Source organism: Bacillus paralicheniformis, assembly GCF_001042485.2.
GTDB classification, from domain to species: Bacteria; Bacillota; Bacilli; order Bacillales; family Bacillaceae; genus Bacillus; species Bacillus paralicheniformis.
The window spans coordinates 17,732-42,908 of the sequence record NZ_LBMN02000017.1; the positions used below are offsets into that span (position 1 = coordinate 17,732).

The 25,177-nt window shown below is 44.2% G+C and carries 40 protein-coding genes and 1 pseudogene; 13 read left to right on the top strand and 28 right to left on the bottom strand.

The genetic code is table 11. The annotated features are described in order from the left end of the window. The first annotated feature begins 21 nt into the window (after positions 1 to 21). From ACH97_RS13310 to ACH97_RS13355, 10 genes are all read left to right on the top strand, one after another. Entirely contained in the window at positions 22 to 324 is a 303-nt protein-coding gene (locus ACH97_RS13310; RefSeq protein ID WP_020449893.1) for a hypothetical protein, read from the top strand. A 52-nt stretch (positions 325 to 376) separates the two neighbouring features. After that, entirely contained in the window at positions 377 to 1,297 is a 921-nt protein-coding gene (locus tag ACH97_RS13315; protein WP_020449892.1) for an ABC transporter ATP-binding protein, read from the top strand. Then, entirely contained in the window at positions 1,294 to 2,001 is a 708-nt protein-coding gene (locus tag ACH97_RS13320) for an ABC transporter permease (protein ID WP_020449891.1), read from the top strand. The genes ACH97_RS13315 and ACH97_RS13320 overlap by 4 nt, the downstream gene beginning before the upstream one ends. 1 nt (position 2,002) lies before the next feature. Beyond that, positions 2,003 to 2,743: an ABC transporter permease gene (locus ACH97_RS13325; protein ID WP_020449890.1), complete on the top strand. Its 741-nt coding sequence runs from the start codon at positions 2,003 to 2,005 to the stop codon at positions 2,741 to 2,743. Positions 2,744 to 2,766: 23 nt separating this feature from the next. Continuing rightward, entirely contained in the window at positions 2,767 to 3,000 is a 234-nt protein-coding gene (locus tag ACH97_RS13330) for a helix-turn-helix transcriptional regulator (protein ID WP_020449889.1), read from the top strand. 24 nt (positions 3,001 to 3,024) lie between these two features. Beyond that, positions 3,025 to 3,930 (top strand): ABC transporter ATP-binding protein, encoded by a 906-nt coding sequence (locus ACH97_RS13335; protein ID WP_020449888.1) that lies wholly within the window; start codon positions 3,025 to 3,027, stop codon positions 3,928 to 3,930. After that, entirely contained in the window at positions 3,927 to 4,625 is a 699-nt protein-coding gene (locus ACH97_RS13340; RefSeq protein ID WP_020449887.1) for a hypothetical protein, read from the top strand. The genes ACH97_RS13335 and ACH97_RS13340 overlap by 4 nt, the downstream gene beginning before the upstream one ends. Before the next feature lies 1 nt (position 4,626). Continuing rightward, positions 4,627 to 5,385, top strand: coding sequence for an ABC transporter permease (locus ACH97_RS13345; RefSeq protein ID WP_020449886.1), 759 nt, complete (start codon positions 4,627 to 4,629; stop codon positions 5,383 to 5,385). A gap of 79 nt (positions 5,386 to 5,464) precedes the next feature. Continuing rightward, positions 5,465 to 6,868 (top strand): S8 family peptidase, encoded by a 1,404-nt coding sequence (locus tag ACH97_RS13350; RefSeq protein WP_033155051.1) that lies wholly within the window; start codon positions 5,465 to 5,467, stop codon positions 6,866 to 6,868. Between the two features lie 540 nt (positions 6,869 to 7,408). Further along, the gene (locus ACH97_RS13355; RefSeq protein ID WP_020449884.1) at positions 7,409 to 7,867 is read left to right on the top strand and encodes a DinB family protein; all 459 of its coding nucleotides are present in this window, start codon (positions 7,409 to 7,411) and stop codon (positions 7,865 to 7,867) included. Between the two features lie 48 nt (positions 7,868 to 7,915). Here ACH97_RS13355 and rpsI (ACH97_RS22960) read toward each other — a convergent pair. Together rpsI (ACH97_RS22960) and ACH97_RS13360 are read right to left on the bottom strand one after the other, a co-directional pair. Next, positions 7,916 to 7,981, bottom strand: a pseudogene (rpsI, locus tag ACH97_RS22960) (30S ribosomal protein S9); the annotation flags it as partial. Positions 7,982 to 8,064: 83 nt separating this feature from the next. Then, the gene (locus ACH97_RS13360) at positions 8,065 to 8,217 is read right to left on the bottom strand and encodes a phage holin family protein (RefSeq protein WP_223254888.1); all 153 of its coding nucleotides are present in this window, start codon (positions 8,215 to 8,217) and stop codon (positions 8,065 to 8,067) included. Between the two features lie 1,225 nt (positions 8,218 to 9,442). On the opposite strand from ACH97_RS13360, the gene ACH97_RS13365 reads away from it, so the two are divergent. The 3 genes from ACH97_RS13365 to ACH97_RS24260 all read left to right on the top strand — a co-directional run bounded on the left by ACH97_RS13365 (position 9,443) and on the right by ACH97_RS24260 (position 10,802). Further along, positions 9,443 to 10,066, top strand: a complete 624-nt coding sequence (locus tag ACH97_RS13365; RefSeq protein WP_020449883.1) for a glycosyl hydrolase lipoprotein — start codon at positions 9,443 to 9,445, stop codon at positions 10,064 to 10,066. Between the two features lie 3 nt (positions 10,067 to 10,069). Further along, on the top strand, positions 10,070 to 10,489 hold the full coding sequence (locus tag ACH97_RS24255; protein ID WP_277619888.1) for a site-specific integrase: 420 nt from the start codon (positions 10,070 to 10,072) through the stop codon (positions 10,487 to 10,489). A 100-nt stretch (positions 10,490 to 10,589) separates the two neighbouring features. Beyond that, on the top strand, positions 10,590 to 10,802 hold the full coding sequence (locus ACH97_RS24260; protein WP_025810425.1) for a tyrosine-type recombinase/integrase: 213 nt from the start codon (positions 10,590 to 10,592) through the stop codon (positions 10,800 to 10,802). A gap of 101 nt (positions 10,803 to 10,903) precedes the next feature. On the opposite strand, the gene rpsI (ACH97_RS13375) is transcribed toward ACH97_RS24260, so the two are convergent. The 26 genes from rpsI (ACH97_RS13375) to rplN form a co-directional block, all read right to left on the bottom strand. Next, positions 10,904 to 11,296: a 30S ribosomal protein S9 gene (gene rpsI, locus ACH97_RS13375; RefSeq protein ID WP_020449882.1), complete on the bottom strand. Its 393-nt coding sequence runs from the start codon at positions 11,294 to 11,296 to the stop codon at positions 10,904 to 10,906. Between the two features lie 19 nt (positions 11,297 to 11,315). Next, positions 11,316 to 11,753, bottom strand: coding sequence for a 50S ribosomal protein L13 (rplM, locus tag ACH97_RS13380; RefSeq protein WP_020449881.1), 438 nt, complete (start codon positions 11,751 to 11,753; stop codon positions 11,316 to 11,318). A gap of 161 nt (positions 11,754 to 11,914) precedes the next feature. After that, positions 11,915 to 12,658 (bottom strand): tRNA pseudouridine(38-40) synthase TruA, encoded by a 744-nt coding sequence (truA, locus tag ACH97_RS13385; RefSeq protein WP_020449880.1) that lies wholly within the window; start codon positions 12,656 to 12,658, stop codon positions 11,915 to 11,917. A gap of 10 nt (positions 12,659 to 12,668) precedes the next feature. Continuing rightward, positions 12,669 to 13,466, bottom strand: a complete 798-nt coding sequence (locus ACH97_RS13390) for an energy-coupling factor transporter transmembrane component T family protein (RefSeq protein WP_020449879.1) — start codon at positions 13,464 to 13,466, stop codon at positions 12,669 to 12,671. Beyond that, positions 13,463 to 14,332, bottom strand: coding sequence for an energy-coupling factor ABC transporter ATP-binding protein (locus ACH97_RS13395; protein WP_020449878.1), 870 nt, complete (start codon positions 14,330 to 14,332; stop codon positions 13,463 to 13,465). Before ACH97_RS13395 ends, ACH97_RS13390 begins: the two co-directional genes overlap by 4 nt. Further along, entirely contained in the window at positions 14,308 to 15,153 is an 846-nt protein-coding gene (locus tag ACH97_RS13400; RefSeq protein WP_020449877.1) for an energy-coupling factor ABC transporter ATP-binding protein, read from the bottom strand. The genes ACH97_RS13395 and ACH97_RS13400 overlap by 25 nt, the downstream gene beginning before the upstream one ends. A 141-nt stretch (positions 15,154 to 15,294) precedes the next feature. Then, positions 15,295 to 15,657, bottom strand: a complete 363-nt coding sequence (rplQ, locus tag ACH97_RS13405; protein WP_020449876.1) for a 50S ribosomal protein L17 — start codon at positions 15,655 to 15,657, stop codon at positions 15,295 to 15,297. A gap of 77 nt (positions 15,658 to 15,734) precedes the next feature. Further along, positions 15,735 to 16,679 (bottom strand): DNA-directed RNA polymerase subunit alpha, encoded by a 945-nt coding sequence (locus ACH97_RS13410; protein WP_020449875.1) that lies wholly within the window; start codon positions 16,677 to 16,679, stop codon positions 15,735 to 15,737. Positions 16,680 to 16,853: 174 nt separating this feature from the next. Then, entirely contained in the window at positions 16,854 to 17,249 is a 396-nt protein-coding gene (gene rpsK, locus ACH97_RS13415) for a 30S ribosomal protein S11 (protein ID WP_020449874.1), read from the bottom strand. 20 nt (positions 17,250 to 17,269) lie between these two features. After that, positions 17,270 to 17,635 carry a 30S ribosomal protein S13 gene (gene rpsM, locus ACH97_RS13420; RefSeq protein ID WP_003178378.1) on the bottom strand — a complete coding sequence of 122 codons (366 nt, stop codon included), beginning with the start codon at positions 17,633 to 17,635 and terminating at the stop codon, positions 17,270 to 17,272. 22 nt (positions 17,636 to 17,657) lie between these two features. Then, positions 17,658 to 17,771 (bottom strand): 50S ribosomal protein L36, encoded by a 114-nt coding sequence (gene rpmJ / locus ACH97_RS13425; RefSeq protein WP_003156543.1) that lies wholly within the window; start codon positions 17,769 to 17,771, stop codon positions 17,658 to 17,660. 33 nt (positions 17,772 to 17,804) lie between these two features. Continuing rightward, positions 17,805 to 18,023, bottom strand: coding sequence for a translation initiation factor IF-1 (infA, locus tag ACH97_RS13430; RefSeq protein ID WP_003178377.1), 219 nt, complete (start codon positions 18,021 to 18,023; stop codon positions 17,805 to 17,807). Beyond that, a complete protein-coding gene (locus tag ACH97_RS13435) occupies positions 18,001 to 18,330 on the bottom strand; it encodes a KOW domain-containing RNA-binding protein (protein WP_020449873.1) in 330 nt (109 codons plus the stop codon). Before ACH97_RS13435 ends, infA begins: the two co-directional genes overlap by 23 nt. Positions 18,331 to 18,340: 10 nt before the next feature. Next, positions 18,341 to 19,087, bottom strand: coding sequence for a type I methionyl aminopeptidase (gene map / locus ACH97_RS13440; protein ID WP_020449872.1), 747 nt, complete (start codon positions 19,085 to 19,087; stop codon positions 18,341 to 18,343). After that, positions 19,084 to 19,737: an adenylate kinase gene (locus ACH97_RS13445; protein WP_020449871.1), complete on the bottom strand. Its 654-nt coding sequence runs from the start codon at positions 19,735 to 19,737 to the stop codon at positions 19,084 to 19,086. Before ACH97_RS13445 ends, map begins: the two co-directional genes overlap by 4 nt. A 53-nt stretch (positions 19,738 to 19,790) precedes the next feature. Beyond that, a complete protein-coding gene (gene secY, locus ACH97_RS13450; RefSeq protein WP_020449870.1) occupies positions 19,791 to 21,086 on the bottom strand; it encodes a preprotein translocase subunit SecY in 1,296 nt (431 codons plus the stop codon). A 1-nt stretch (position 21,087) separates the two neighbouring features. Beyond that, positions 21,088 to 21,528, bottom strand: coding sequence for a 50S ribosomal protein L15 (gene rplO / locus ACH97_RS13455; protein ID WP_020449869.1), 441 nt, complete (start codon positions 21,526 to 21,528; stop codon positions 21,088 to 21,090). A 30-nt stretch (positions 21,529 to 21,558) separates the two neighbouring features. Then, positions 21,559 to 21,738, bottom strand: a complete 180-nt coding sequence (gene rpmD / locus ACH97_RS13460) for a 50S ribosomal protein L30 (RefSeq protein WP_020449868.1) — start codon at positions 21,736 to 21,738, stop codon at positions 21,559 to 21,561. A 13-nt stretch (positions 21,739 to 21,751) separates the two neighbouring features. Further along, positions 21,752 to 22,252: a 30S ribosomal protein S5 gene (rpsE, locus tag ACH97_RS13465; RefSeq protein WP_023855910.1), complete on the bottom strand. Its 501-nt coding sequence runs from the start codon at positions 22,250 to 22,252 to the stop codon at positions 21,752 to 21,754. A gap of 24 nt (positions 22,253 to 22,276) precedes the next feature. After that, entirely contained in the window at positions 22,277 to 22,639 is a 363-nt protein-coding gene (gene rplR, locus ACH97_RS13470) for a 50S ribosomal protein L18 (RefSeq protein WP_020449866.1), read from the bottom strand. A 31-nt stretch (positions 22,640 to 22,670) separates the two neighbouring features. Continuing rightward, positions 22,671 to 23,207 (bottom strand): 50S ribosomal protein L6, encoded by a 537-nt coding sequence (gene rplF, locus ACH97_RS13475; RefSeq protein ID WP_003178356.1) that lies wholly within the window; start codon positions 23,205 to 23,207, stop codon positions 22,671 to 22,673. Between the two features lie 29 nt (positions 23,208 to 23,236). Continuing rightward, positions 23,237 to 23,635, bottom strand: coding sequence for a 30S ribosomal protein S8 (rpsH, locus tag ACH97_RS13480; RefSeq protein ID WP_003178355.1), 399 nt, complete (start codon positions 23,633 to 23,635; stop codon positions 23,237 to 23,239). A gap of 31 nt (positions 23,636 to 23,666) precedes the next feature. Further along, complete coding sequence (rpsN, locus tag ACH97_RS22970) at positions 23,667 to 23,852, bottom strand: 30S ribosomal protein S14 (protein WP_003178353.1); 186 nt, start codon at positions 23,850 to 23,852, stop codon at positions 23,667 to 23,669. 22 nt (positions 23,853 to 23,874) lie between these two features. Then, complete coding sequence (gene rplE / locus ACH97_RS13485; protein WP_020449865.1) at positions 23,875 to 24,414, bottom strand: 50S ribosomal protein L5; 540 nt, start codon at positions 24,412 to 24,414, stop codon at positions 23,875 to 23,877. Positions 24,415 to 24,439: 25 nt separating this feature from the next. Next, positions 24,440 to 24,751, bottom strand: coding sequence for a 50S ribosomal protein L24 (gene rplX / locus ACH97_RS13490; RefSeq protein WP_003178350.1), 312 nt, complete (start codon positions 24,749 to 24,751; stop codon positions 24,440 to 24,442). 35 nt (positions 24,752 to 24,786) lie between these two features. Then, the gene (gene rplN / locus ACH97_RS13495; RefSeq protein ID WP_020449864.1) at positions 24,787 to 25,155 is read right to left on the bottom strand and encodes a 50S ribosomal protein L14; all 369 of its coding nucleotides are present in this window, start codon (positions 25,153 to 25,155) and stop codon (positions 24,787 to 24,789) included. Positions 25,156 to 25,177 lie beyond the last annotated feature (22 nt).

Genomic DNA, 25,177 nt, shown 5'->3' on the forward strand with positions numbered 1-25,177 from the left:
TAATTATGGAGGATGATTACCATGAATATCGAACAGATTGCGGTATACGGAAATAGTATTGGAGGAGTGGTGATCCTCGCCTGCCTGGCAATTATCTGGATAGTATCGAGGCGTATGGGCAGGGATGAACGGTCAGAAGCAATTTTCCTAAGAGTCTACTCATCTATGTTTTATGTGCTTGCAGCGCTTATCGCACTGAGTATTTTCTTCGGATTCGGCCATGACATCAGTGGACTAATGTATCAAAAAATAACGTCATTAATGTTTGCACTAAGCGTAATTTTCGGTACTATCTATCTGTTCATTTTGAAAAGAAAGTACTGATTCCACATTTGACGAATAAAACAAGGAAAAATGCGATCAAGGGGATGAAAAAATGGATGAACATCAATATATTCTGGAAACGAGACAATTAACCAAAACATACCGTAAAACAGATGTTGTGAAAAACGTGAATTTGTGCATTCAAGAGGGAGAAATTTATGGCTTCCTCGGTCCAAACGGTGCAGGAAAAACGACGACGATTCGCATGCTGCTCGGACTCATCAACCCGACAAAAGGCGAAACGAGAATCTTCGGGAAGGACTTGAAAAGCAATCGGCTTGACATTCTGCGAAACGTCGGTTCACTTGTGGAATCGCCGTCATATTATCCTCATCTCACAGGCGAGGAGAATCTGGAGGCAATCCGGAAGATACTGAATGTTCCGAAGTCTAATATTGACGATGTGCTTGAGATGGTCAGATTGACGAAAATGGCGGACAAGAAAGCGGGAGAATATTCGCTCGGCATGAAGCAGCGCTTAGGCATAGCTGCAGCGCTGCTCGGATATCCGAAACTCGTCATTCTCGATGAACCAACAAACGGATTGGATCCGGCGGGAATCCTTGAAATACGCGAGCTCATCCTCAGACTGCCGTCCGATTACGGCATTACCGTCATGATCTCCTCGCATTTGCTTTCTGAAATTGAACAAGTAGCCACCCAGGTAGGAATCATCGCCAACGGAGAAATGCTCTTTCAAGACGCGATCGGAGAGCTCCGTTCGAAGGCCGATACAAAGATTGTATTTTCGACAAGTGACACGGACGGGGCGTTAGACATTTTCTCGCGTGAGGGCGTAGAGGCGGTTAAAACACAGCGCGGCCTGATGATTGAGGACAGGACTGATATGGAAATTTCCCGGCTCGCCAGAAAACTCTTTGAAAATGAGATTGACATCTTCCGAATTTACGACGAATCGAAATCACTTGAAGATATCTTCCTCGACATGACTAAAGGGGGAGAAACACTGTGATCTCTGAATTGTTGAAATCTGAAATTCTGAAGATCAGAAAACTGACATGGGTAATCGTCATTTTCGGCCCACTCGGAGTCGTCGCGATGCAAGGGGCCAATTATGCGCTCCGCTTTGATTACCTCATGTCGCGGAACCCGGATAAATGGCTGTTCCTGCTTGAAAACATCCATGCCTACTGGCCGCCTTCCCTCCTTCTCGGAACAACGATGATCAACTCGCTGCTCGCGGGAATGGAACATCATGCAAATATGTGGAAGAAACTCTTTTCCCTCCCCGTTAAACAATGGAAAGTGTACCAGTCCAAGATTATCATCATTATCACCATGATGCTGATCTCGACAGCTATACTTCCTGCGGGCACATATGTGCTCGGCAGACTGCTTGGATTTTCGGAGACATTTCCGCTCGGGGATGCGTTGATGATGAGCTTTTATACATTATTTGCAGCACTACCTTTCGTTTTTTTACAGTTTTGGCTCTCGGTGAAATATTCCAATCAAGGAATCGCTTTGACAATCGGCATCGCAAGTGCAGTGTTTATCATGTATGCTCACGGACTGCCTGAGTGGATGCCATGGAAATGGCCATTGTTAATAGATGGTATAGGGCAAAGCACCCTCTCAGTCATAAAGGGATTGGCCGTGGGACTGCTCATCTATTTATTTGCCTTGTTATCCCTATCACGAAAGGATGTCGCATAGTATGTTCTATCAACTATTGAACTCCGAGTGGCTGAAACTAAAAAATTCAAAAATCTGGTTTATCGTGCTCGCCAGTCCAGCCCTTTCCGCTGTCATCGGTTTTTTCCCGCTCTTCAGCATTGGCTCGAGCAAATGGCTTGCACTGAGCACACAAATGATCCTTACGCACAGTGCGCTGTTTTTGCCATTGTTGACAGGTGTACTTGCCGCTCTACTGTGCAGTAACGAGCATGCCCACGGCGGATGGAAGCAGCTGTTGACCCTGCCGGTGAGCAGGGTTCAAGTGTACGCTGCCAAATATGTCATCATCATGATCTTGCTGCTATTCACGCAGCTGTTTTTCCTGATCGGCATCTGGTTTGTGGGAAGCGTTCAAGGATTCGGCTCTCCGTTCCCCTGGTACAGCCTGGTCATGAGCTGCCTTATGGGATGGCTGTCGTGCCTTCCGCTTGCCGCCCTTCAGTTTTGGCTTGCGACCTATTTTAAAAGCTTTGCCGGTCCAAGCACCGTCAATGTAATGCTGACATTGCCGGCTATCCTCATTGCCAACTCGGAGCTGTTGGGACCTCTTTATCCTTGGTCTCATCCAATGCTCAGCATGACACAGGCTTTTTCAGCTGCAATGGGCGGAGATGCTGGCTTTTTGGCGAATGAATCAGCTTTTTATCCGACGCTGATTGTCAGCTTCGTTGCATTCATCGGCGGCGGTGCTTTATATTTTCACAAAAAGGAATGGACATAGAAATTGATCAATGGGGGACAGGTATGAATGCAGAAAACAAACAGAAAAAAAAACTGACGAACCGGCTTCCGGAATGGCGGGCGCGCACCAAGATGACCCAGCAGCAATTAGCGGAACGGGCGGGTGTGAGCAGGCAAACAATCATCTCAATTGAAAAAATGAAATACACCCCTTCCCTCACGCTCGCATTTGAAATTGCACATGCGTTCGGCTGTTCGATCGATGATGTATTTGAATACAATAAAGAAGATGTGTAACGAAATAGAAAGGAGCGACGATTCTTGATCATCGAAACGAAAGGCGTGACGAAAACATACAACCGCATCGATGTCGTGAAAGATGCCGGTTTGCTGGTTCCGGAAGGAGAAGTATACGGATTCCTCGGACCTAATGGCTCAGGAAAAACAACGATGATGCGGATGTTGATGGGCTTGATCCGCCCCGATTCCGGTGAGATTCTTATGTTTGGAAATAGAATGCCTGATAACCGGATTTCAATTCTAGCCAAGACGGGCGCCCTGATTGAAAAGCCCTCCTACTATGAACATCTGGACGGACGCGATAATTTACGTATACTGGCCACCCTGCGCGGAATCTCAGACAACAGGGCTATCGACTGGGCGCTTGAAAGAGTCGGTCTGCACCGCGTCGGATCTAAAAAAGTAAAGTCATATTCACTCGGCATGAAGCAGCGGCTAGGCATTGCCAGCGCGATTCTTCACAACCCCAGGCTCCTGCTGCTCGATGAGCCGACAAACGGATTGGATCCTGAGGGAATCCATGAAATACGGGAGCTAATCCGCGAACTGCCGAAAAAAGAAGGTGCCACCGTTCTTGTATCGAGCCATCTTCTTGGAGAGGTCGAGCAAATGGCAAATCGGATAGGTGTCATTTACCATGGAAACCTTCTGTTTCAAGGAGAAATGGCGACATTGCTCTCCGATCAAAAATCTGGTTACATCATCCGCTCAACTGAAAGCGGAAAAATCATCGATATTCTGCACGAACATGGCTTAGAGACCCGCGTTGACCGGGCTGAGCAAGTGCAAGTTTCTGGAGCAGTAAAAGACAAAATAGAAGGCATTTTGATTGAAAATGAAATAACCGATTTTCATATAAACGAATCTCCAGGGACGCTGGAAGAAGCCTATCTACAGCTAATCCGTTCCTCCGAGGTGTCTGTATGAAAAGCGTTTTTGCAGCCGAGTGGCGGAAACAAAGGCCCGCAGCCCTCCTGCTGCCATTATGTTCCGGACCGCTCCTGATTTTTGCGGCCTGTTGGACAATGATGCTCTATTTGACAAAAAACGGGCGAACCGCGGAACAGGCCTTCCGCGTCCTTTATGAGCTTTGCACCTTGACTTGGAGCTATCTCATCATCTTTGTGGTGATGATGTTCACCTTGTTAGTGAGCGGGGTTGAGCACAAATCGGGAATGTGGCCCGTTCTCCTTTCCACTCCGCATGCAAAGTGGAAGCATTTTTTTGTAAAAGTTATTCTAGCCACCTTACTTGTCCAGCTATTCGGTTTGATCCTGTGGCTGCTGATGGGCGGACTAGGCTTCATATTCGGAGGGACATTCCCTGAACCATTGCTCTACACGGCATTTCTGTTTGCACTTCCTTTTGTTGTCTTTCAGACGTCTGCGACAGTCGTGGTTGAAAATCCGTATATTTCCGTCAGCATCGGGATGGCGGTTTTCCTCTTTCATGCTGTGCTGCCTTATTGGTGGCTCCCATGGGGTCCGCTTGCTGAACTGTTGCGGGCCGGAACACAGGCAAACAGCTTATTACCAGTTCTCATGCTGGTGTCGACACTGGGGTACGGTATGTTATCTTTACTGATTTTTTACCAAAAAACCTTTTCTTCCGGAGGTGAGTGAAATGGCAAGCTTTCAGCAGGCGTTTTCGGCAGAATGGATCAAAATTAGAAAAATGAAAATCTGGCTGATGATCATTATCCTAGTTGTCCTGCCTGTCATCTACGGATGGATTATTCATACAAAAATCATGATTGGAAAGTACGTTTACAATGAGGCGAATTCTTGGCAGATTCTTATGATGATGACCCAGATGTTTTATGGTACGGTCTTCTTTCCGATTATCATCTCCCTGATTACGGGCACAATGTCCAAATATGAAAAACAAGCAAACAATTGGGAGCATTTGCTGATGATTCCTGCAAAGGGAACAGTGTTCTTTTTAAGCAAGATGGCTTGGACCGTAATCATCATTCTGTCCGCACAATTGCTGATGTTCGGTTTGCAGATTGTCCTTGGCTATGCTTCTGGATATACGGACCAAATCCCAATAGGCACTTACTTATCGGCCGTAATCCTTGGAACGGCCGGGGCAACCAGTCTCGGAACGCTCCTGTTCTATTTTTATCTACGAATGAAATCCGCTCGGACGGCCCTGATGATCAGCATATTCTTAAGTTTTCCCTCCTTCTTAGCCTTTTCGAACAATACGGACTCGTTGATACCAGTCCTTTATCCATGGGCACTGCCGCTCTATGGGATGACAAATGTATATGCCGGCACCGACAGGCTGGCAGTATTTTTTATCGTCTGCGTCGCGATGACCGCGCTCTTCTCGCTGCTCAGCATTAAAAAGTTGAATAACAGAACCTTTTATTCATGATAGCCTGATACTAAAAGCCAATAAAAACTACTAACTTCTCGGCGAATTCAACATGTATGGTAGGCTGGGAGGAAAAATCATGAACATAAAACGAATTCACATATTATTATTGTGCCTGCTCGTCGTGATCATCTTTGCCCTGCCCGGGCAGGCTTCCGCTAATGACAGTCAACTTGATAGATATACGATTTACCTAGAGAGCCCAGCCCATCACGATGATTGGGTGAAGACACTTAATGAACGAAACATAAAACTTGTATACTCAGTCGAAGAAATCGGGCTTTATCAGATAGAAGGCAGACAAAAAGAGGTTCAAGAATTGGCGGCTGAAATAAACTATATAAACAGCCATAACCAATCTGTAGCCATGCAGCCTGCCTCACTGCATAACACTGCTCCGGCGGAGGCGACGATATTTGGGGGCACCCCTACTCTATGGGACGACTTCCAATGGGATATGAGAAAAGCGACTAATAATGGACAGACTTATCAAATCACCGAAGGAAGCAAAAACACAATCGTGGGTATCATTGATTCCGGAATTGACATGAACCATCCAGATTTGAAAGAAAACATCCTCTCCGTCCGAAACTTTGTGCCTAAAGGGGGACTGAGAGGACAGGAACCATATGAAAAGGGTGACATAAACGACAGCACAGATTACCTGGGACACGGAACATTTGTAGCCGGTCAAATTGCGGCAAATGGATTGATGAAAGGGATCGCTCCAGAAACAGGAATCAGATCTTACAGAGTATTCGGCGGGAAAAGCGCTGACACAGTCTGGATTATTGATGCGATCATCCAAGCGGCGATCGATGATGTCGATATTATCAACGTCAGCTTCGGTACATTTCTTGTAAAACAAAATCGGAAGAACAAACAAATGCCTGATACGAATGATCTGGCTGAAATTAAAGCTTTTAAAAAAGCAGTCTCATTTGCCCATAAAAAGGGCAGTGCCGTTGTAGCCTCAATTGGAAATGAAGGCCTTGACTTGAAAGACAAAAATGCCGTATTTGAATATTGGCGAAGTACCAAACAGGAGGACTTATCGGCAGACGGCAAAGTCATTTTGATTCCGGCCCAATTGCCGAATGTCGTCACCGTTTCCTCAATAGGTCCAAGCGGAATGAGATCCGTCTTTTCCAATTATGGAAAAAATGTCGTCGACATTGCAGCCGATGGAGGCGATCTCCGTCTTTTAAATGAAGTGGGCGAGGATCGATATTACGGAGAAGGACTGTTCAGGCAGGAATACATTCTCGGTGCAGCTCCCGGAGTAACCTATACATTCTCAATAGGCACTTCGATCGCGGCCCCAAAAGTATCCGGCGCTCTGGCCCTTCTGATTGATCAGAAACAATTGCATGACAAACCAGACAAGGCTGTTAAAATCCTGTTAAAAAATGCTGATCGGAACGCTGACAAAATAGACACCGGTGCGGGAGTATTAAATGTCTATCGAGCATTGACTGATTGAGTGTGCGAAACTAAAAAGTTTCCCCCTTCCCTTTGAAAAAGCAAAAGAACTCATTGGTTCTTTTGCTTTTTTTATAGCTGGACCATTATTTTAAGCCCGTTTTCACACATCATCCGGGGGGCTATACCCTCTCGCTGCCCTCCCTCTCCTCAACAGCCTCAATAAACGTTTACAGCTCCGCTAAGAGGTCAAAGGACCAAGGCACAATCAAAACATTTTCAGAAGGCTGAGAACCGTCTTTTAAAGGCTTTTCTATGTCTGCTTATCTTATACAATCGTCGTGGCCTCCAATCAAATGATTTGAGAGCATGTAACATGCTATATTTACGTTTTTAAAACTGAGGTGCACGGGTACGTTCTTATTCGCATCGCGAGTCAGAAGTAGAGCGCGTTTTAGAATTGAACGGTATTCCGGATCTGCTTCAAGTAAAAATGAAAAATAAACGCCGGAAAATTCAATTGATCAGTTTCCTTTTATGCAGTTTGAAGCCCGATTTTCAGGAGAAGGAAAAGTCCGAACAGATAAAGAGATGTGAGGCAATGAATGGATTGTTTCAATATAATTGGCAGGTTCGCAATGAAGGGTTTGAATGGTGCTTGCATCAGTTACAAGAGGAACTCGAAAAAAGGCATTCAGGCGGTATGGAAAGCATTTTGAAAAACTTGTTTCATATTGTCGATGTTGAGGTGAGCTGGATGTATGCCATTTTAGACAAGCCGGACTTCACTCCCGAGTTTTCCGACTACCCGTCGATTCAGCACATTATCAGGTTTTCTGAAGCGTATCGTCCCGAAGTTGAGAGCGTGGTTTTTCATTTTTCCAGCGCAGCCGAACAAAAGCCTGTCAAAACGTCTTGGTCAGAAGATACCTATACACAAAGTGACATTTTAAAGCATTTGATCGCCCATGAAATTCATCACATCGGACAAATATCCGTCTGGGCGCGGGAGATGAACCGTGTTCCGGTATCCGCTTCATATGTAGGACGGCAGCAATAAAAAAGACCCCCAAGACAAAAGTCTTGAGAGCCTTTGAAACGCCAGAAATTAACGTTTTGAGAACTGAGGTGCACGGCGTGCGCCTTTAAGTCCGTATTTTTTACGTTCTTTCATGTCCCGAAAATCCACCGAAATTCGCCATAACCCCAACGATCACAAAAATAAACACTTTACGAGTAATGCCGATATATCCGACTTTACTTTTCTCCGTTTATTCCGGCAGCCATCAGACCGCTTGCATAATCAATCACAAGTACAGACAAAATAGTAAGCAGCACGCTCCAACCTCCAAAAAGAAATCCGGCAATTTCACCCGCAACAGCAATGACACCTTTATAAAATGTATCCATTGTATGGACTCCTTTATACAAAATAAAAAAGCCGCTTATCTCGCCGCTTCTGCTCTTTTTTCGTGATATTCTTTATTTACTTCGATTTGATTCATTTCTATCACTTCATCTTCCGCCTGTGAATTTCCGATCCGCTCTTCTTGAAGCTCTTTTTTGAGCTTTTCGTTTTCCTGTTCTAAGTTCTGACTGATCTGTCTTTCTCTTTGGAGAAAGGCTTTACAATCAGCTATTCAAGATATGTTTTATCAAGATGGTATTTCATGCTTCCGGTTTCCGCGTCTTTCACGATGAACAATTCATACAAGATCGGGAATTCATCGTCTCTATTTAAACTGATAGAAACGGCGTCAAAATGATGTTTTGTGTCACCGTCGATCAGGAAAATTCGCTTATAATGATCCCCGTATCGGTTTCGGTGATTTCGACCCCGTCCATATATTTGTGATAGGAATAACCTTTATAATCGATAGCCATTTTAAAACCTCACTTTTTTTACGGTACTTCGTAAAACATACAGACTAGCACTCGCATAATCTTATCGCTGCCCCCTGTTAATGTTCCAGTTCCTCGCACATACACTTAAATCCTGTGCTAGACATGGCCTCAACGCCTGCCGTACAAGCATTAGAATAGCCCCCGTATGGTTGGGCGAAAACAGCAAAAATATTTTCAGCTTTTTTGGCGTTTTCATCTTGAAAAAAGTATTGCGTGGAACCGTAGGCGGCAGAATCCGAGCCTAGATGAACATCTACATAATCAGCGGAATCATTCGGTTATACTGTAATCCGCCATATATCTCTGTAAGTTCTTGCTTGCTCGTATTGGCTTGAGGTATCTCTTCCGCCTAACATAGTTTTAGCAGGCAAGTGAACAGTTGATCCTAGCGAAACCCTTTCGCCACTGCTGATCGATATAACTCCTGTTGAATCGATCCAAGTGTGCCCCGTTGTATCCATTTCGAAATGACTGCCGTTTTTTACTATAAATTCCCCTTTTGGATTATCTAATGCAAAAACATTCCTTGCCACCCTTGATGGAGAATTTACACAGGAGATTTAGATGCTGCTCTTGAAATCATGACGGCGCAACTGAAAGAAGGCGGGAAAAAGAAATCTGATTAATCACAGACGTAACTTTTTACAAAATTGGTATTGTTCCGTTGAATTTGCGGGAGTTTTGTCCTATGATAAAAGATATACCATATAAATGAACTGGGGGGCTTTACTTGAAGAAATTTTTAATTTTATCCCTTGCGCTCTGTTTAGGGATTATTTTAGGGGCGTGCGGTTCTAAAGACACCGCAAAAAAAGATGATACCAAAAAAGAATCATCAGCAAGCGAAAATAAAGACACTGACAACAAAAAAGAAGATGTACAGGAAGACGAAAACCTCAAAGGGAAAAATGTCTATACTAATAAAAAACTAAATATAAACGGAACTACAGGTCCTATTAAATACGAAATCAAAGCTGTACAATTGAAAGAAATGGAGCCAAAAAACGAAGAAACTGCTGATCTGCTCGGTGTCAAAGTAGGTGAGAAAGTGAATGCTGTCACAATTGAACTATCTGGCGAAAACACATCAGAAAAAGATGTTAACTTCTATTTAGGACAAGCCACAATCGTCACAAACACTAAAGAGCAGCTGGAACCTGAAATGTTATTGTCTGAACACATCGAGGGTGAATACTTAGGCAAAGTTAAAAACGAGGGGCATAATGTATATATCTTAAAAAAGTCATCTGTTAAGGATTTGAAATCCATTGAACTGCGTGTTGATGCTCCAACAGATAACAATTTCGAGCCTCTTGGAAAAGACATCAAGCACACAATCGAAGTCAATAATTAAGAAATGCCCTTTTTAGGGCTTTTCTTTAACACCAAAAACAGAACAAACGTTCTTTCCAACTTGTGCAATTTACTAATTGAGCATAGGAGGCGTTCATATTGGTTTTTACCGCAGGAAGAAGAGAAACGGAACTTTTGGGAAAAGGACGAAATCAAAACCTTTCTCGAAAAAGCGCATTCGCAACTTGAACAACAAGATTATGTTATGTTTTATGTTCTTATTTTTACCGGTATGCGTAAAGGGGAACTTCTTGCCTTGGAATGGAGGGACGTTGACTTAAAAGAGAAAACAATAAACATCAAACAAACAATGTTTTTTGAAGACGGTAAAGAAGTCATCCAAACAACAAAAAAATATCATTCTAAGCGAATTATTACGATTGATTATCATACGGCCCAAATACTTACAAAATGGCGTACGTAGCAAAAAGAAATACTCTTATCTAATGGGATCACCTCAGAAGCTAAATACGCGCTTATACGGGGCGATATGCGCCCTCTAAGGCTTTTCCCTCTTAAACCGTATGATCGCTAAAAATAAGCTTCACAGAATCACGATTCACGGTTTTAGACATTCTCACGCATCGATCCTTTTTGAAGCAGGCGCATCCATTAAAGAAGTACAAGCCCGTTTAGGTCACAAAGAAATTCAAACGACTATGAACATCTATACACATGTCACGAAAACCGCAAAAGAAAAAACGGCCGAAACATTTAAAAAGTACATGGAATTATGAGAAATTCATTTAAACGTGGTCAAAATGTGGTCAAAAATCATTTTAAAGCAAAAAACAAGCCCTCTTCCGAGTAACCGGATGAGGGCTTGAACGTTGGTATATTAACGTTTTGAGAACTGAGGTGCACGGCGTGCGCCTTTAAGTCCGTATTTTTTACGTTCTTTCATACGTGCGTCACGAGTCAGTAGACCGGCACGTTTTAGAGTTGAACGGTATTCCGGATCTGCTTCAAGCAAAGCTCGGGCGATACCGTGACGGATTGCTCCGGCTTGACCGGATAAGCCGCCTCCATGAACGTTTACTAAAACGTCATAAGTACCAGCTGTTTCAGTCAAATTTAATGGTTGTTTGATATCTTCGATTAGAGCTGCAGATGGGATGTGCTCGCTGATTTCACGATTATTCACGATGATACGGCCTTCTCCTGGAACTAAACGCACACGCGCTACAGAGCTTTTACGACGGCCAGTACCGTAATATTGAACCTGTGCCAAATTGGTAACCTCCTTTTAATTAACCGCGAAGTTCGTAAACTTCAGGTTTTTGTGCTTCGTGTGGATGCTCAGAACCACGGTATACGTTCAATTTTTTGAACATTTGACGACCTAGAGAACCTTTTGGAAGCATGCCTTTGATCGCAAGTTCAAGCATTTTCTCAGGGTAGTTTGTACGCATTTCAAGAGCAGTTCTTGATTTTAAACCGCCTGGATGTTGAGTGTGACGGTAGTAGATTTTGTCCGTTAACTTTTTACCAGTTAACTCGATTTTTTCAGCGTTGATGATGATCACATGATCTCCAGTGTCAACGTGTGGTGTGTAAGTTGGTTTATGTTTTCCGCGAAGGATAGATGCAACTTCTGTAGAAAGACGTCCTAGCGTCTTGCCAGCAGCATCAACAACTAACCACTTGCGTTCAATATTACTTGCGTTAGCCATAGGTGTTGTACGCATTAAATTTCCCTCCTAAATAAATCTGCCATTTTCAATAAACTTCAATTACGTTCTATTTCAAAACACAATAAGTTTCCGGGGCTTATCGTGGGGTTGAAATACATACCATATGATATCTTATAACTTTCTGTACTCTCTGTCAAGAAAATGTTACACCTGGTTTAGTTGTCATAGATAACACGCCATAAATACAAGCCGTGCGCCGGTGCCGTGCGCCCTGCGGCATCGCGGCTTCTGGCAAGAATCATCTTTTCAATGTCTCCAGGGGAAAATTTGCCGGTTCCTACATCAAGAAGCGTGCCGGCAATGATTCTAACCATGTTATACAAAAATCCGCTGCCTACAATCCTCATCTGCAGTCCGTCCCCTGTGTCAGACCATTCCAGTTCATAGACCGTTCTGACTTTGTCCTTCACTTCGGTTTTGGTTGCACAAAAGCTTGTGAAATCATGGGTTCCGACCAGATAGCGGGAGGCTTCTTTGACTTTTTCCATATCAAGGTCATACGGAACATGGTATGCGTAGTGGCGTTTAAAAACGTCCGGATGTCTGCCCCTGTAAATCATATACCGGTATTCTTTTCTTTTTGCAGAAAACCTCGCATGAAATTGATTATCGACAGCTTCCGCCTTGTGGACCGATATATCATCAGGCAGCAGGGCGTTCAAAGCATACGGCCATTTCGCCTCAGGGATGGATAGCGGACTGTCAAAATGAATCGTCTGTCCGACCGCGTGGACGCCGCTGTCGGTACGCCCGGATGAAACGACAGGAATACGCTCTTTCGCTTTATGGAGCGTTTGCAGCGCTTTTTCAAGCTCATCCTGCACCGTTCTTTGACCAGGCTGCACTTGGTAGCCGTAAAAAAGGTGTCCGTCATATGAAATCGTGCATTTCATTCTCATCGTCTATCACCTAAGTCCGCAATAAAATTAGCAATACGCCAAGACCAGCTAAAATGAGAAGCACGGAAGTATCCTTCCATTTCCACGTCAGCTGCCTGTATTTTGTACGGCCTTCCCCTCCTCTGTATCCTCGCGCCTCCATCGCGGTTGCAAGCTCTTCGGCTCTTTTAAAGGCACTGACAAACAGCGGAACAAGAAGAGGAACGATCGCTTTGACACGTTCTTTGACCGGGCCGTTCGTAAAATCGACGCCTCTTGCCATTTGTGCTTTCATGATCTTATCCGTCTCTTCGATCAGAGTCGGTATAAATCTAAGGGAGATGGACATCATGAGAGCGAGTTCATGAACGGGAAGCTTCAACTTTTTAAACGGACCGAGCAAATGCTCCAAACCATCGGTCACTTCGATTGGAGTCGTCGTCAATGTTAAAATCGTTGTGATCATGATGAGGTAAACAAAGCGCAGCGAAATAAAAATCCCTTGAACAAGCCCCTGCTCATAAATTTTAAACAAGCCGAAATCGGCGAGAACCGGTCCTTCCCTTGTCATAAAAATATGAAGCAGAAACGTAAACAGCACAATCCAGAACACCGGCTTCATCCCTTTTAAAAGGAATCGCACCGGAACGCCCGACAAAGCTGCGGCTGCGACCGTAAACAGGCCGAGCAGTGCATATGTTTCCGTATTATTCGCGAAAAAAACGATAAAGACAAAAAGGAAAATGGTTAACAGCTTTGTACGCGGATCAAGCCGGTGAATGATCGATGTCCCGGGTACATACTTGCCGATAATGATATTGTCCATCATAGGGCATTTTCCTCCTGAAAAAGAGCTTTAATTTCGGAGGCTGCTTCTTCAATCGTCAAGATCGGCGCTTTGAACGTAATGCCCAGCGTTTCTTCAAGACGTTTTTGGAATTTAATCGTTTCCGGCAAATCAAGCCCAAAGGCAGCGATATCGTCTTTCCTTGAAAAAAGCTCCCGCGGCGTCCCTTTTGCTTTGACCGTGCCTTTATGCATCACAATCAGTTCATCTGCATACGCCGCCGCATCTTCCATACTGTGGGTGACGAGAATCGTCGTCAGATTCCTCTGCTTATGGAGGCTGTAGAACATGTCCATGATCTCTTTGCGGCCTCTTGGGTCAAGCCCTGCCGTCGGTTCATCGAGGACGAGAACCTCCGGCTCCATCGCCAGCACTCCCGCAATGGCCACGCGGCGCATTTGCCCGCCGCTTAGTTCAAACGGGGACCTGTCGGACAGCTCCTCATCCAAACCTACAAGCTTCAGCATTTCCCTCGCCTTTTCTTCCGCCTTCTCCCGGCTCATGCCGAAATTGATCGGGCCGAATGAAATGTCCTTTAAAATTGTTTCTTCAAACAGCTGATGTTCAGGAAACTGAAAGACAATCCCGACCTTTTTCCGCAAAGCTTTTAAGTGTTTATTCTTTTTGCCTGCTTCGAGAACGTCCCCGCCGAGGCGTATCTGTCCTTTTGTCGGTTTTAAAAGCCCGTTCAGGTGCTGAAGCAACGTCGATTTTCCCGATCCTGTATGGCCGATCACTGCGACATAGCTTCCTTCTTTAATCACGGCGTTGACATCATAGATCGCAAGGCGTTCAAAAGGCGTTTTCATCTGGTATCGGTGCTCTACATCTTTGATTTCAATGTCCATAGCTCATTCACCAATCCTTCTTGTGTCAGATGATCGCCTTTCAAAGCCAGACCGCTTTCCTTCAGCATTTGGCTAAGCTGAAAAGAAAAAGGCAAATCAAGCCCGATTTTTATCAGGTCTTGATTCAGACGAAAGACTTCCTCCGGCGTGCCTTCGGCAAATTTTCTTCCGCCGTTCATGACGATGATCCGGTCGGCCTTAGCAGCTTCGTTTAAGTCATGTGTAATCGAAATGACCGTAACCATTCCCTGGTCTTTCAGCCTTCTGACCGTATCCAGCACTTCTTCCCGTCCCATCGGGTCGAGCATGGAAGTCGCCTCGTCGAGAATCATGATGTCAGGACGGGCGGCAAGCACTCCCGCAATCGCAACACGCTGCTTTTGCCCTCCAGAGAGATGGTGCGGCTCTTGATCGAGAAATTCTTGCATGTTCACCTGTTGAACGGCCCAATCCACCCTTTCCACCATGTCTTCTCTTGGAACTCCGTTGTTTTCTAAACCAAAAGCCACATCATCGCGGACGGTTGTCCCGACAAATTGGTTATCCGGATTTTGAAACACCATGCCGATTTTTTTTCGGACATCCCAGACCGTCTCTTCCGTCAGCTGAATACCGCCGACATCAATCGATCCTTCGTCAGGCAGGATCAGTCCGTTTAAAGCACGGGCGAGCGTCGACTTCCCTGAGCCGTTGTGACCTACGATCGCAAGCCATTCTCCTTTCGACACATGGAAAGATACATGATCAAGCGCAGGCCTGTCCGCATCTTTCTGGTAGCGAAACGTGATATCCTCTGCAGCTATTAATCGATCTTGATTCATTTGCCCGTCCGGCCTCCTCTCCTCTAAAGCTCTGCTTTTCTGACTATTCTTTTATCATAGAAAATTCCCCGGTATCTAAAAAAAGGGCATAGATCCAGTTAAAAACTGTCCCGCCCTTCTTTAGACACACAAAATATGTGATTAAACCAATTCGATGATAGCCATTGGTGCTCCGTCACCACGGCGAGGACCAAGCTTCATAATACGTGTGTATCCGCCTTGGCGCTCTTCATAACGAGGTGCTACATCAGAGAAAAGTTTTTGGAGTGCATCTTGGTCTTTCTCTGCATCTGCAACCTCATTGCGGATGTATGCAGCTGCTTGGCGGCGTGCGTGTAAATCTCCGCGCTTGCCAAGTGTAATCATTTTTTCTACAACAGAGCGAAGTTCTTTCGCGCGAGCTTCTGTTGTTTCGATTCTCTCGTTGATGATCAAGTCTGTTGTAAGATCACGCAGCATTGCTTTACGCTGTGCACTAGTGCGTCCTAGTTTTCTGTATGACATGTGGTGTCCCCTCCTTTATTGAAATACTCGATCTGAAATAAAAAACACACGAAAATCCTAGTTCACATGGAAACTAGTCAATCGTCTTTGCGAAGGCCAAGTCCAAGTTCTTCAAGTTTCGCTTTTACTTCTTCAAGCGACTTGCGACCCAGGTTGCGAACTTTCATCATATCTTCTTCAGTTTTGTTCGCAAGTTCTTGAACTGTATTGATTCCCGCACGCTTCAAGCAGTTGTAAGAACGGACTGAAAGATCGAGCTCTTCAATAGTCATTTCAAGAACTTTTTCTTTTTGGTCCTCTTCTTTTTCAACCATGATTTCAGCATGCTGAGCTTCGTCGGTCAAACCGACAAAAATATTAAGGTGTTCAGTCAAAATCTTTGAACCAAGCGCAATTGCTTCTTTTGGTCCAGTGCTTCCATCTGTCCATACGTCAAGCGTAAGTTTGTCATAGTTTGTAATCTGACCCACACGAGTATTCTCAACTTGATATGTTACACGAGAAACAGGTGTAAAGATGGAATCAATCGGGATGACCCCAATTGGCTGATCGTCTCTCTTATTCGAGTCAGCTGGTGTATACCCGCGACCTCTTTGAGCGGTTAAGCGAACTCGAAAACTCGCATTTTGGCCAAGAGTCGCAATGTGAAGATCAGGATTCAAAATCTCAACATCACTGTCGTGGGTAATATCAGCAGCTGTTACAACTCCTTCACCCTGTACATCAATCTCAAGCGTCTTCTCTTCTTCAGAGTAGATTTTCAGTGCAAGTTTTTTAATGTTTAAGATAATCGTTGTAACATCTTCAACGACGCCTTCGATCGTCGAGAATTCATGCAGTACACCATCTATTTGGATCGATGTTACAGCGGCACCAGGGAGTGAGGATAAAAGGATACGACGTAAGGAGTTACCCAAAGTTGTACCATATCCACGCTCAAGTGGCTCTACGACAAATTTACCATACTTGGCATCGTCGCTGATTTCAACCGTTTCGATTTTTGGTTTTTCAATCTCGATCATTTCATAAAACCCTCCTTCAAAACGTCGAAACCCCGGAAAGAATTTCTCTGATTCTATCCGAAATTCCCCATTGTTTAGTCCCGTATGTGCTCAGGCAACGAGTGTGCATTCGTTTTATAAATTAACTGTATCATAACCCATTATTGACAGGGACACAAAATCTATACAAACAAATTACACGCGGCGACGTTTTGGCGGACGGCATCCGTTATGAGGAACAGGCGTTACGTCTCTGATTGCTGTAACTTCCAGTCCAGCAGCTTGAAGTGCACGAATTGCAGCTTCACGGCCAGAACCAGGTCCTTTTACAGTAACTTCAAGAGTTTTAAGTCCATGTTCGATAGAACCTTTAGCAGCTGTTTCAGCGGCCATTTGCGCAGCAAACGGAGTGGATTTTTTAGAACCTTTAAATCCAAGAGATCCGGCGCTTGACCAAGAAAGAGCATTACCATGAACATCTGTGATAGTAACAATCGTGTTGTTGAAAGTTGAACGGATATGAGCAATTCCAGATTCAATATTCTTTTTCACGCGGCGTTTACGCGTGTTTGTTTTACGAGCAGCAGCCATTGTTTAATTACCTCCCTTGCTTATTTTTTCTTGTTAGCTACAGTACGACGCGGACCTTTACGAGTACGCGCGTTATTTTTTGTATTTTGACCGCGAACAGGCAATCCGCGACGATGACGAATTCCGCGGTAGCTTCCGATTTCGATCAGACGTTTGATGTTAAGAGACACTTCACGGCGAAGGTCACCTTCAACTTTCAATTTGTCAATCACGTCACGGATTTTACCAAGTTCTTCTTCAGTCAAATCACGAACGCGAGTATCTTCAGAAACTCCAGCTTCTTTTAAGATTTGCTGAGCCGTTGTACGACCGATTCCAAAGATGTATGTTAATGAAATAACAACACGTTTATCACGTGGGATATCTACACCAGCAATACGAGCCATCTCTCTCGCACCTCCTTAAAAATTATCCTTGTTTTTGTTTATGCTTTGGATTTTCACAGATCACCATTACTTTTCCTTTTCTGCGAATGACCTTACATTTTTCACAGATCGGTTTAACTGATGGTCTCACTTTCATGTGTTTCCAACCTCCTTCAATTTCCGGAGTGCTTTATTTGTAACGGTACGTAATTCTACCACGAGTTAAGTCATATGGAGATAATTCTACCGTAACTTTGTCTCCAGGTAAAATGCGAATGAAGTGCATGCGGATTTTACCAGATACGTGGGCCAAAACCGTATGACCATTCTCAAGTTCAACTTTGAACATTGCGTTTGGCAGCGTTTCGACTACAGTACCTTCCACTTCAATTACATCGTCTTTCGCCATTCAAGTGTTCTCCCTTCTTCAAATCAGTAACTTGCTCTCTGACAAATTTCAAAAGAGAAAATCTCAATTTTCCGTTTGTCACACGCCCTGTTTCGTTTATACTGTTCTGAACTTCCGGAGATACGCAATCATAAAAGGTTAAATGATTGATATTCTTTTTCTTAGGAGAATGAAATTTACGCTTTTCTCCGTCTGCTACCAGCACATGATGATGATCGACTATATCAATAACAACTGCGTATTGGTTCATTTCGCGGCCTTTTGCTATGCGTACGAACTGTCCAATTTCAGGTGTTTTCCGATACATCTCATTTCACCTAGGCTTTTGTCAGTATCTCAAAACCGGCTTCCGTTATGGCAATCGTGTGTTCAAAGTGAGCACACTTCTTCCCGTCCACAGTTACAACCGTCCAGTTGTCAGCCAATGTTTTGACATAGCGTGTGCCTGCATTGACCATCGGCTCAATGGCCAGGACCATGCCAGGCTTTAAACGCGGGCCTTTGTTCGGCGGACCGTAGTGAGGAATTTGCGGATCCTCATGAAGATCCTGCCCTACCCCGTGTCCTACATATTCCCTGACGACTGAAAATTGTTCGCTTTCGACATACGTTTGAATTGCGTGGGAAATATTCGACAAACGTTCTCCCGGTTTTGCTTCCTTCAAGCCTCTATATAAAGACTCCTCTGTCACATCCAGCAGCTTTTGATCATCATCGCTAATCGTACCCACTGGATAAGTCCATGCAGAGTCACCATGATAACCGTTCAGCTTCGCACCGATATCGATGCTGATGATGTCTCCGTCGCGAAGGACCCGTTTTCCCGGAATACCGTGCACGAGTTCTTCGTTGACCGAAACGCAAATGCTCCCGCGAAAACCATTATACCCTTTAAAAGACGGGATTGCACCTTGCTTTGTAATAAAACGTTCGGCAATTTGATCCAGTTCTTTTGTCGAGATGCCGGGTTTAATGTGCTTTTTCAGCTTCTGATGAGTTAAAGCGACAATTCTTCCGGCTTCCCGCATGATTTCGATTTCTCGGGGAGTTTTACAAATAATCATTTGTCCAGGCCTCCGAGAAGCTCCTTTATATCAGCGTAAACTTCATTGATGTGCTTCTGCCCGTCAATGTTTACGAGATATCCTTTATCCGCATAGAAATCGAGTAAAGGCTGGGTTTGCTTCATGTTGACCTCTAACCGTGTAGATACAGTAGCTTCATTATCGTCTTCACGCTGATAAAGCTCTCCTCCACACTTGTCGCATACATTTTCTTTCGCAGGCGGATTAAAGACTAAATGATAAGTTGCACCGCAGTTTCTGCAGATTCTGCGTCCTGTCAGACGTTCCATCAATGCATCTTTATCGACTTGAATGTTGATGACATGGTCAATCGACTTGCCAAGTCCTTTAAGAATTTCCTCAAGTGCTTCAGCTTGAGCGACTGTTCTCGGAAATCCGTCCAGAAGAAAACCTCCGTCACAATCATTCTTGCCAAGTCTCTCCCTGACAATACCAATTGTCACTTCATCCGGAACAAGCTCACCTTTATCAATGTATGATTTGGCTTCGAGTCCCAGATCCGTTTCTTCTTTCATCGCAGCGCGGAACATGTCTCCTGTTGAGATATGAGGTATCCCAAAATCTTCAACAATCCGTTCAGCCTGTGTCCCTTTACCGGCTCCAGGCAGTCCCATTAAGACTAAGTTCATTTCGGATTCCCCGTCCTCTCTATTTTAGAGGGAATGGGCGCGCCCCATTTCCTCTAGTGCTTCATAAATCCACGATAGTTTCGTTTTACCAGCTGGCTTTCAAGCTGCTTCATTGTTTCAAGTGCAACCCCGATGACAATCAGCAAACTTGTTCCACCAATTTGTGCAGATGAAGGCAGCCCAGCAATATTAACGAACAAGACAGGAAGAATGGCAATCACGGCCAAGAATATGGAGCCTACAAATGTAAGTCGATACAAAATGCTCGTAATTCTATCTTGAGTCATTTTTCCTGGACGAACTCCCGGAATATAGCCACCTTGTTTTTTAAGATTATCGGCCATTTGCTCAGGGTTTACCTGCACAAATGCATAGAAATAGGTAAAGGCGATGATCAACGCCGCATAAACTCCCATTCCGACCGGATGCGTGTAATCAAACGTTTTTTGAATCCAATTCGTGACGTCATTGGTACCAAAAAATGTTGCCACGGTCCGCGGAGTGGTGATAAATGCTACTGCAAAGATAACCGGAATAACTCCCGCCGGGTTAACCTTCAGCGGCAAGTGTGTAGACTGGCCGCCAGGAACCGGTGAACGGCCTGAACCTTTCGCATATTGAATTGAGATTTTTCTAACTGCCTGTTGGATGAAAATAACGCCAACGACAATCGCCAAAATCGCAACCAATATAACGACAACCTTTATGATTTGCAAGAATAACTGATCTCCAGCATCTACAAACTGCTGAGCGTAGATCTGATTAATCGTCTGCGGAATGCCGGCAACGATACCGGCGAAGATGATAATGGATATTCCGTTACCAACTCCATGAGACGTAATTTGTTCTCCCAGCCACATTAAAAAAGCAGTTCCAGCAGTTAGTACAACCGCAATAAGCAAATAAGTACCGACTCCAGGGTTTGTAATCAACGCGCCGCCGGCCATGTTGTTAAACCCGTAAGACATACCTAAAGCCTGGATAAATCCAAGAACGATTGTGAAGTACCTTGTGAACTGTGCTAGTTTTCGGCGACCAACTTCTCCTTGCTTAGACCATTCGGTAAACTTCGGCACAACATCCATCTGCAGGAGCTGAATGATGATTGAAGCTGTGATGTAAGGCATGATTCCCATTGCAAGAATGGAGAAGTTGAACAATGCACCGCCGCCAAATGTGTTTAGAATCCCAAATACGCTCATTTGATCCTGTGCCTTTAAAACTTCTGTGTTTACATGCGGCACAGGAATGAACGAACCGAGACGAAAGACGATAAGCATTAAAAGAGTGAAGATAATCTTATTCCGAATATCCTTCACACGCATAAAATTGGAGATTGTCTTAAACAAGTTAGATCACCTCAGCTGTACCGCCAGCAGCCTCAATTGCTTGTTTAGCAGAAGCGGAGAATTTATTGGCTTTAACAGTTAATTTCTTTTCTAATTGACCGTCGCCAAGAATTTTCACTCCAGATTTCAACTTGCTGATTACACCTGTTTCTAAAAGAAGTTCAGGAGTAACTTCCGTCCCTTCTGCAAAGCTGTTGAGTTTGTCTAGGTTGACTACAGCGAAATCCTTGCGGTTGATGTTTGTGAAACCGCGTTTAGGAAGACGTTGGAACAAAGGCATTTGTCCACCCTCGAATCCAGGACGTACACCGCCGCCAGAACGAGCGTTTTGACCTTTATGACCTTTACCTGCTGTTTTACCGTTACCAGAACCAATACCACGACCTACGCGGTTGCGCGTTTTACGTGAACCTTCTGCGGGCTTTAATTCATGAAGTTTCATTTGGACACCTCCTTAGCCTATCGTTTATTTTTAAAGTTCTTTAACAGAAACTAAATGAGATACTTTGTTAACCATACCGCGGATTGCAGCGTTGTCTTCATGAACGACAGTTTGGTTTGTTTTCTTTAAACCGAGCGTTCTTACAGTAATACGCTGATCTTCCGGGCGTCCGATTACACTGCGTTTGAGGGTAATTTCTAATTTAGCCATTAATGTTCCCTCCTTATCCTAACAGTTCTTCTACAGATTTTCCACGAAGCTTCGCAACGTCCTCAGCGCGTTTCAGCTCGCTTAAACCTTGGACTGTTGCACGGATCATGTTGATCGGTGTGTTAGAACCTAAAGACTTAGAAAGGATATCAGCTACACCTGCAAGCTCAAGTACCGCACGTACTGGGCCTCCAGCGATAACTCCCGTACCTTCAGAAGCAGGTTTTAACAAGATGTTTCCTGCACCGAAACGTCCGATGATTTCGTGTGGAATTGTAGTTCCAACCATTGGTACTTCGATCAAATTCTTTTTCGCATCTTCAACAGCTTTGCGGATCGCTTCTGGTACTTCTTGTGCTTTACCAGTACCGAATCCTACGTGTCCGTTTTTGTCACCGACAACGACTAGAGCTGCGAAGCGGAAACGACGACCACCTTTAACAACTTTCGCTACGCGGTTAACGGTAACTAAGCGTTCTTCTAACTCTAATTTGCTTGGGTCAATACGACGCATATTCATATGTCCCTCCTTCTTTTATTAAAATTCTAATCCAGCTTCGCGTGCAGCATCAGCCAATGCTTTTACACGTCCATGATAAAGGTAACCGCCACGGTCGAACACGACATTTGTGATACCTTTTTCAGAAGCGCGTTTTGCAACAAGCTCGCCAACTTTTGCAGCCGCAGACGTATCGCTGCCATTTTCAGCGTTAAAGTCTTTATCAAGAGTTGATGCACTCACAAGTGTAACACCGTTCACATCATCGATCACTTGTGCGTAAATATGTTTGTTTGAACGGAAAACATTTAGACGAGGTCTCTCAGGGGTTCCTGAAAGCTTCGCGCGAACACGACCGTGTCTTTTAAGACGTGCAGCATTCTTGCTTGTTTTCGTAATCATCTGGGTCACTCCTTTCTCACATTAAGCGGTTTTACTTAGCAGATTTACCTTCTTTACGACGAACCATTTCTCCTTCATAGCGGATCCCTTTGCCTTTGTAAGGTTCTGGAGAACGTACAGCGCGAATGTTTGCAGCAGTAGCTCCAACACGCTCTTTATCTGTACCTTTTACAACCACTTTTGTTTGAGATGGAACTTCGATTTCAATTCCGTTTTCAGGAACGATTTCTACAGGGTGAGAGTATCCAACGTTCAAAACAAGCTTGTTTCCGGATTTAGAAGCACGGTAACCGACACCGACTAATTCCAAACCTCTTTCAAAACCTTTAGATACACCTTCAACCATGTTTCCGATGATGCTGCGAGTTGTGCCATGCAGCGCACGGTGTTCTTTATTATCTGAAGGACGCTCTACAGTAAGTACATTGTCCTCAATTTTAATCTTCATATCAGGATGAAACGTACGAGTTAATTCTCCTTTTGGTCCTTTCACGGTTACAGTGTTGTCGTTCAGAGTAACTGTAACGCCTGAAGGAATCTCAAGTAGCTTCTTACCTACACGAGACATACCAAACACCTCCATTCATGTTAAACTTCTTACCAAACGTATGCTAATACTTCTCCGCCAGCCTGTTTAGCGCGGGCTTCTTTATCTGTTAACACACCTTGTGATGTAGAAAGAATTGCGATTCCAAGTCCGTTCAGTACGCGAGGCACTTCGTTTGACTTAGCGTAAACGCGCAGACCTGGTTTGCTGATTCTCTTAAGGCCAGTGATGACACGCTCGTTGTTTTGTCCGTATTTCAAGAAAACACGGATGATACCTTGCTTGTTATCTTCAATGAATTCTACGTCACGGATGAAACCTTCTCTTTTCAAGATTTCAGCGATTTCTCTTTTCAACTTCGAAGCAGGAATTTCGAGCTTCTCATGACGTACCATGTTTGCATTACGAATTCGAGTCAGCATATCTGCAATCGGATCTGTCATAACCATTATTTAATAACCTCCTTCCCATAAACGGGGATTACCAGCTGGCTTTTTTAACGCCAGGAATTTGTCCTTTATATGCAAGTTCACGGAAACAAATACGGCAAAGTTTAAATTTACGAATAACAGAGTGCGGACGGCCGCAGCGTTCGCAGCGAGTGTACTCTTGTACTTTAAACTTCGGTGTGCGTTTTTGTTTCGCAATCATTGACTTTTTAGCCACGATTTCGCCTCCCTTTCATTGATTATTTCTGGAATGGCATACCTAATTGAGTTAACAGTTCACGAGCTTCTTCATCAGTGTTGGCAGTCGTTACGATAACGATGTCCATACCGCGAACTTTAGTTACCTTATCATAGTCAATTTCAGGGAAGATCAGCTGTTCTTTGATTCCTAGTGTGTAGTTTCCGCGACCGTCAAAAGATTTTTTTGAAATTCCGCGGAAGTCACGAACACGTGGTAAAGAAACAGAAATTAGTTTATCAAGGAAATCGTACATGCGCTCTCCGCGAAGAGTTACTTTCGCACCGATTGGCATTCCTTCACGAAGACGGAATCCAGCAATAGATTTCTTCGCACGAGTAACGACAGGTTTCTGACCAGCGATAAACGTTAGTTCTTCAACAGCGCTATCGATAGCTTTAGCGTTTTGAACAGCGTCACCAACACCCATGTTGATTACGATTTTTTCAATTTTAGGCACTTGCATCACAGATTTGTATTCGAACTTTTTCATTAATGCAGGTGTAATGTCTTTATTGTACTTTTCTTTAAGGCGGTTCATGAGATAGACCTCCCTTCCTTTATTACTAGTTATCTAGAACTTGCCCAGATTTTTTTGCAATACGAACTTTTTTGCCATTTTCCACTTTGTATCCTACGCGAGTCACTTCACCTGTTTTAGGATCGAGCGGCATTACGTTTGACACATGAATTGGCGCCTCTTGATTTAAAATTCCGCCTTGAGGGTTAGCTTGAGTCGGCTTTGAGTGCTTCTTCACCATGTTGACACCCTCAACGATTACGCGGTCTTTTTTAGGGAAAGCTGCAAGGATCACACCTTGTTTTCCTTTGTCTTTACCAGAGATAACCATTACTTTATCGCCTTTTTTAACATGCATCCTGATCGCACCTCCTTAGTCCGGCATTGATATCATTAAAGTACTTCTGGAGCTAGAGAAACAATTTTCATGAAGTTGTTATCACGAAGTTCACGTGCTACAGGTCCGAAGATACGAGTTCCGCGCGGGCTTTTGTCGTCACGGATGATAACACATGCATTCTCATCGAATTTGATGTAAGATCCGTCATTTCTGCGCGCGCCGCTCTTAGAACGTACGATTACAGCTCTTACGACCTCACCTTTTTTGACAACGCCTCCTGGTGTTGCTTGTTTAACCGTGCAAACAATGACATCACCAATGTTAGCTGTTTTGCGTCCAGAACCACCAAGCACCTTGATTGTTAATACTTCACGGGCACCAGAGTTATCAGCTACTTTTAAACGAGTCTCTTGTTGAATCATTATTTGTTACCTCCCTTCGGAA

What these genes read in the sequence shown, in the direction of transcription:
- ACH97_RS13310 (WP_020449893.1), top strand. Translation starts at nt 22, where the DNA reads ATGAATATCGAACAGATTGCGGTATACGGAAATAGTATTGGAGGAGTG.
- ACH97_RS13315 (WP_020449892.1), top strand. Translation starts at nt 377, where the DNA reads ATGGATGAACATCAATATATTCTGGAAACGAGACAATTAACCAAAACA.
- ACH97_RS13325 (WP_020449890.1), top strand. Translation starts at nt 2,003, where the DNA reads ATGTTCTATCAACTATTGAACTCCGAGTGGCTGAAACTAAAAAATTCA.
- ACH97_RS13330 (WP_020449889.1), top strand. Translation starts at nt 2,767, where the DNA reads ATGAATGCAGAAAACAAACAGAAAAAAAAACTGACGAACCGGCTTCCG.
- ACH97_RS13340 (WP_020449887.1), top strand. Translation starts at nt 3,927, where the DNA reads ATGAAAAGCGTTTTTGCAGCCGAGTGGCGGAAACAAAGGCCCGCAGCC.
- ACH97_RS13345 (WP_020449886.1), top strand. Translation starts at nt 4,627, where the DNA reads ATGGCAAGCTTTCAGCAGGCGTTTTCGGCAGAATGGATCAAAATTAGA.
- ACH97_RS13350 (WP_033155051.1), top strand. Translation starts at nt 5,465, where the DNA reads ATGAACATAAAACGAATTCACATATTATTATTGTGCCTGCTCGTCGTG.
- ACH97_RS13355 (WP_020449884.1), top strand. Translation starts at nt 7,409, where the DNA reads ATGAATGGATTGTTTCAATATAATTGGCAGGTTCGCAATGAAGGGTTT.
- ACH97_RS13360 (WP_223254888.1), bottom strand. Translation starts at nt 8,217, where the DNA reads ATGGATACATTTTATAAAGGTGTCATTGCTGTTGCGGGTGAAATTGCC.
- ACH97_RS24255 (WP_277619888.1), top strand. Translation starts at nt 10,070, where the DNA reads ATGCCCTTTTTAGGGCTTTTCTTTAACACCAAAAACAGAACAAACGTT.
- ACH97_RS24260 (WP_025810425.1), top strand. Translation starts at nt 10,590, where the DNA reads ATGATCGCTAAAAATAAGCTTCACAGAATCACGATTCACGGTTTTAGA.
- rplM (WP_020449881.1), bottom strand. Translation starts at nt 11,753, where the DNA reads ATGCGTACAACACCTATGGCTAACGCAAGTAATATTGAACGCAAGTGG.
- truA (WP_020449880.1), bottom strand. Translation starts at nt 12,658, where the DNA reads ATGAGAATGAAATGCACGATTTCATATGACGGACACCTTTTTTACGGC.
- ACH97_RS13390 (WP_020449879.1), bottom strand. Translation starts at nt 13,466, where the DNA reads ATGATGGACAATATCATTATCGGCAAGTATGTACCCGGGACATCGATC.
- ACH97_RS13395 (WP_020449878.1), bottom strand. Translation starts at nt 14,332, where the DNA reads ATGGACATTGAAATCAAAGATGTAGAGCACCGATACCAGATGAAAACG.
- ACH97_RS13400 (WP_020449877.1), bottom strand. Translation starts at nt 15,153, where the DNA reads ATGAATCAAGATCGATTAATAGCTGCAGAGGATATCACGTTTCGCTAC.
- rplQ (WP_020449876.1), bottom strand. Translation starts at nt 15,657, where the DNA reads ATGTCATACAGAAAACTAGGACGCACTAGTGCACAGCGTAAAGCAATG.
- ACH97_RS13410 (WP_020449875.1), bottom strand. Translation starts at nt 16,679, where the DNA reads ATGATCGAGATTGAAAAACCAAAAATCGAAACGGTTGAAATCAGCGAC.
- rpsK (WP_020449874.1), bottom strand. Translation starts at nt 17,249, where the DNA reads ATGGCTGCTGCTCGTAAAACAAACACGCGTAAACGCCGCGTGAAAAAG.
- rpsM (WP_003178378.1), bottom strand. Translation starts at nt 17,635, where the DNA reads ATGGCTCGTATTGCTGGTGTAGATATCCCACGTGATAAACGTGTTGTT.
- rpmJ (WP_003156543.1), bottom strand. Translation starts at nt 17,771, where the DNA reads ATGAAAGTGAGACCATCAGTTAAACCGATCTGTGAAAAATGTAAGGTC.
- infA (WP_003178377.1), bottom strand. Translation starts at nt 18,023, where the DNA reads ATGGCGAAAGACGATGTAATTGAAGTGGAAGGTACTGTAGTCGAAACG.
- ACH97_RS13435 (WP_020449873.1), bottom strand. Translation starts at nt 18,330, where the DNA reads ATGTATCGGAAAACACCTGAAATTGGACAGTTCGTACGCATAGCAAAA.
- map (WP_020449872.1), bottom strand. Translation starts at nt 19,087, where the DNA reads ATGATTATTTGTAAAACTCCCCGAGAAATCGAAATCATGCGGGAAGCC.
- ACH97_RS13445 (WP_020449871.1), bottom strand. Translation starts at nt 19,737, where the DNA reads ATGAACTTAGTCTTAATGGGACTGCCTGGAGCCGGTAAAGGGACACAG.
- rplO (WP_020449869.1), bottom strand. Translation starts at nt 21,528, where the DNA reads ATGAAACTTCATGAATTAAAGCCCGCAGAAGGTTCACGTAAAACGCGC.
- rpmD (WP_020449868.1), bottom strand. Translation starts at nt 21,738, where the DNA reads ATGGCTAAATTAGAAATTACCCTCAAACGCAGTGTAATCGGACGCCCG.
- rpsE (WP_023855910.1), bottom strand. Translation starts at nt 22,252, where the DNA reads ATGCGTCGTATTGACCCAAGCAAATTAGAGTTAGAAGAACGCTTAGTT.
- rplR (WP_020449866.1), bottom strand. Translation starts at nt 22,639, where the DNA reads ATGATTACGAAAACAAGCAAGAATGCTGCACGTCTTAAAAGACACGGT.
- rplF (WP_003178356.1), bottom strand. Translation starts at nt 23,207, where the DNA reads ATGTCTCGTGTAGGTAAGAAGCTACTTGAGATTCCTTCAGGCGTTACA.
- rpsH (WP_003178355.1), bottom strand. Translation starts at nt 23,635, where the DNA reads ATGGTTATGACAGATCCGATTGCAGATATGCTGACTCGAATTCGTAAT.
- rplE (WP_020449865.1), bottom strand. Translation starts at nt 24,414, where the DNA reads ATGAACCGCCTTAAAGAAAAGTACAATAAAGACATTACACCTGCATTA.
- rplX (WP_003178350.1), bottom strand. Translation starts at nt 24,751, where the DNA reads ATGCATGTTAAAAAAGGCGATAAAGTAATGGTTATCTCTGGTAAAGAC.
- rplN (WP_020449864.1), bottom strand. Translation starts at nt 25,155, where the DNA reads ATGATTCAACAAGAGACTCGTTTAAAAGTAGCTGATAACTCTGGTGCC.